This window comes from Methanobrevibacter sp. (assembly GCF_045646045.1).
In the GTDB taxonomy this organism is placed as follows: Archaea; Methanobacteriota; Methanobacteria; order Methanobacteriales; family Methanobacteriaceae; genus Methanocatella.
The window spans coordinates 1-3,785 of the sequence record NZ_JAZRJY010000042.1 but is presented as its reverse complement, the minus strand read 5'-3'; the positions used below and the strand labels follow the sequence as shown (position 1 = coordinate 3,785).

Annotated in this window: 2 protein-coding genes; both read right to left on the bottom strand. The window is 30.0% G+C overall.

All coding sequences use genetic code 11. From position 1 onward, the window contains the following. Positions 1-185: 185 nt before the first annotated feature. Positions 186-1,835 (bottom strand): hypothetical protein, encoded by a 1,650-nt coding sequence (locus tag ACKI5C_RS02880; RefSeq protein ID WP_407431727.1) that lies wholly within the window; start codon positions 1,833-1,835, stop codon positions 186-188. 40 nt (positions 1,836-1,875) lie between these two features. Beyond that, positions 1,876-3,630: a YhgE/Pip family protein gene (locus tag ACKI5C_RS02875; protein WP_407431726.1), complete on the bottom strand. Its 1,755-nt coding sequence runs from the start codon at positions 3,628-3,630 to the stop codon at positions 1,876-1,878. Between the last annotated feature and the right edge of the window lie 155 nt (positions 3,631-3,785).

The window sequence follows — 3,785 nt, the reverse complement described above, 5'->3', positions numbered from 1 at the left end:
TACTTGAAAAAATATTTTCAAACAATCATAACACCTTTCAAACATTATTTCTAATATTTAACAAAACACTGATCTATAAACATTTTAGAATAGTTTACAAATTACAAACCTACCTAAATATTTGTTTAGGATTAATGGTTTTAAGAGACTAGAAATAAAAAAAAGATTAGGTAAATGCATTGCATTTACTTTAAAACTATTGTATATTTTTTAGCTGAAACACCATTTAAACTAGCTGAATATATTACAATATTACCAACTTTAAGTCTTTTTAATATATTGTGTGAGATTTTAACTTTAGCAATACCTTTAGAATTGGTTTTAGCCTTAAATGTAAGGCCACTAAATTTAAAGGTAACAATCTTATTTTTAATTGCAGCAGAACCTTTTTTAAACAAAGCCTGTAATGTTAATTTTTTAAGAGATTTACTAACAATAATTTTTTGTAGTGCAATTTTAGTATTTTTATATACACTATTTTTAATGGTTCCGCCGTAAATATCTTTACCGTTTGGTGCTTTATTATCACTGAAAATACATTTTACTGCTTTTGCACAGTGTTTTTTATCAGAATCATAGTATTTAAAACCATAGATAGCACCACCTCTTTCACCAGCAACATTGGATGTGAAGGTTGAACCTTCTATTTTGTTTTTGTAATATTTAATAGTTGAAATCCATTTACCTTTTTTATAATATCCTGATTGACTGTGGCATTTGAAATAAACTGCTCCGCCGTATTTTGATACTTTATTATTATTAAAATTAGAATTTTTAATAAATAAATCTTTACAACCGTATACTGCTCCTCCTTTTAAATCTGCACGGTTATTATTAAAGTTAGAAGATTTAATATCAATATGGGAAAATGCGTAAACTGCACCTCCACCATTACCTTTAGCATGATTAGAATTAAATACACAGTTAGATATATGGTCTTTACCTGGTTGAAGAGCAGAACTCATTATAATTGAAAAAAGAAGTTCTAAATCTTCAGTTGCATTTTTATCGTGGAAGTACTTCTCAAAGAAGCTTGCACCATTTTTAAGTGTAAGTGAAAAAACAGCACCTGCATCTCCACCAGCAGAATTCTTATAAAACTTAGAATTTTTTAAATTTAAAGAACCTAAAGAATTAATAGCACCACCTGCAGTACCTGCATAATTATTTGCAAAATAACAATTATTAACTGTTAAATTTCCAAAATTCAATATTGCACCGCCATAAAAACGACCTCGTCCATTTTTAAATTTAATATTTTTTAATATAACTTTATTGTATTGGAAATGTTTTCCATAGTTAATATTAAAAATCCTAGTTTTGCCCCTTCCGTCAATAGTATGGCCATTACCATCAATAGTAATATTTTTATTTATAAAAATTCCTGTTTTAAGTAAGAAATTAGTATCATACTTATAATCTTGAGTTAGACGAATAACATCTCCCTCTTTTGCTGCAAGAATTAATAATTGCAATTCACTAAAAGTACCAGACTTAACAACAAGACCACTATTAGCAGATTGCACACTATTAACCTTAGATGAATCAGATATAACTTTTCCTTTACCCATACTTTGAGAAGAAGAATCTACACACTGATTAACATTATTAGAAGAACCTGCTCCTTGATTAATATGATTAGAACAATAATCTATATCTTCGTCAATAGATTTAGAAGAAGAAACAGAAGTATCTACAGGATTTATAATATTTTGGTCAATGTTGTTTATTTCAACTGATGTATCTCCATTTACATCAATCTCAGCTGCAGCAACAGCCGATAAACTAAATACCATACAAGTAATTAATAAAATAATCATTAAACTCTTTTTCATTTCTTTCGCTCCATAATTAAATAAATCTTATTGTTATCAATTAAAATAATCCACTTTCCTCTAAACGTTCATCAAAGTATTTTGAAGCTTTATCTGCTTTTTCTTTAATAAGGACACATACAACAATAGTAGCAAGTCCTATAGCTAAAAGAACTGCTAAAGCTGGAATATAATTTCCCCAAACAACACCTAATTGTGCTTCACGAACTAATCGGATAGCATAAGTCATTGGCATATACGGATATAAAGACTGGAAAAACTTATGCATAATCTGAATAGGATATATTCCTCCGGTTGCAGAAATCTGAAGAACTAAAAGAACTACCATTACTGCTTTTCCAACTGTTCCAATTGCCGAAATAATCGAATATGAAAAAATCATAAATATTACCGATACTAGTATGGCAGAAAATATAAACAGTGGATAGTTAGTAATATGAACACCTAATAAATGAGCTCCTATTATAGTAACACATGCTTGTAAAATACTCATTATAATATAAATCAATAATTTACCTGTATACATCTCAAATGGAGAATATTTTGTTCCTGCACTTGATTTAGGTTCCATCATAACACATGTAATTAATGCACCAACCCACATAGATAATACTAAGTAAAATGGAGCTACATTAGATCCATAATCTGGAACAGAGAACATTTCCTGTCTATCTAATTTAACTGGTGAAAGGAAATAATCACCAAGAACAGATTCATTAATACCAGTAATTGCTGAAAGTTGATTTGCCGTAGCTCCAAGTGAACTAGCAGCTGTAAATAATGCACCTGCTGCTGAAGTTCCAAGTAATTCTGCACCTGCTGCAAGAGATAATGAACCTTCAGCTAATTCTAATGAACCTCCTGCTAAATCATTAGCTCCTCCTGCAAGCTGAGTAGAACCATTAGCTAATTGAACAGAACCATCTGCTAAACTAGCAGTACCATTTGCAAGTTGAGAACTACTGTCAACATATTTTTTAACAGGGCCATCTGGAAGTAAAGAAGAATCCACTGCGGATTCTAATTCTTCAGAACCTTTTTTAACTTGTTTTGACCCTTTATCAACTTGTTTTGCACCTTTTTTAACATCAGTTACTCCTTTGTGAAGTTGACCTGCACCACCTTTAACTTGTCCTGCACCACCTTTAACTTGTCCTGCTCCTGCAGAAACCTGATTTGCACCGTCTTGAAGTTGACCTGCACCACCAGCTAATTGACTAGCACCATCTGCAAGACCTGCCTGTAATTCTCCAAGTTTTCCATATGCTGCCATGTTAATAACTTCAACAATTTTTGCATTCAACGAAGTATAAACTGTATTTGCACCAGTATCTGTAAGTTTAGTTGCAACAGGATTAGATTTAACATTTACAACATATTCTAGTTGTGCCTGTTTAGGATGGTCTGAGGAAATCGAGACAACATTTTTACTCAGGTTTTTAGGTATTACTATACCGGCATAATAATGACCCTTGTAAACTCCTTTTCTCAAATTTTTCTCAGAGACAAATTTCCATTTAAATTTAGTATTATTTTTTAGTTCATCCACTAGTTCATTTCCAATATTAATATGCATACCTTCAAAAGTAGTACCTTTATCCAAATTAGCAATTGCAAATTCTACATTTCCCGTATTTCCATATGGATCCCAACATGCTTGTATATTTAATAGAGCATAAAGGGAAGGGAGAAAAATTATTGCAATTAAGACAATTGTTACAATAGGATTAGATATTGTTGCCTTTAAATCTTTTTTTATTATCTCCTTAATATTATTTAAAGAATGTCCAGTCATAATTACCCTCAAAAATTGATAATATCAAATAAGATATGATTATTTTAAATGATTACAAAAATTATTAATATTATTTTAAAATTATTAATATTATTAATATATTAACCTAATTCAAAATACCCTAAGCAATATAAATTATAAATAGCATACCTATT

Coding starts and splice junctions, on each gene's coding strand:
- ACKI5C_RS02875 (WP_407431726.1), bottom strand. CDS start 3,630: ATGACTGGACATTCTTTAAATAATATTAAGGAGATAATAAAAAAAGAT.
- ACKI5C_RS02880 (WP_407431727.1), bottom strand. CDS start 1,835: ATGAAAAAGAGTTTAATGATTATTTTATTAATTACTTGTATGGTATTT.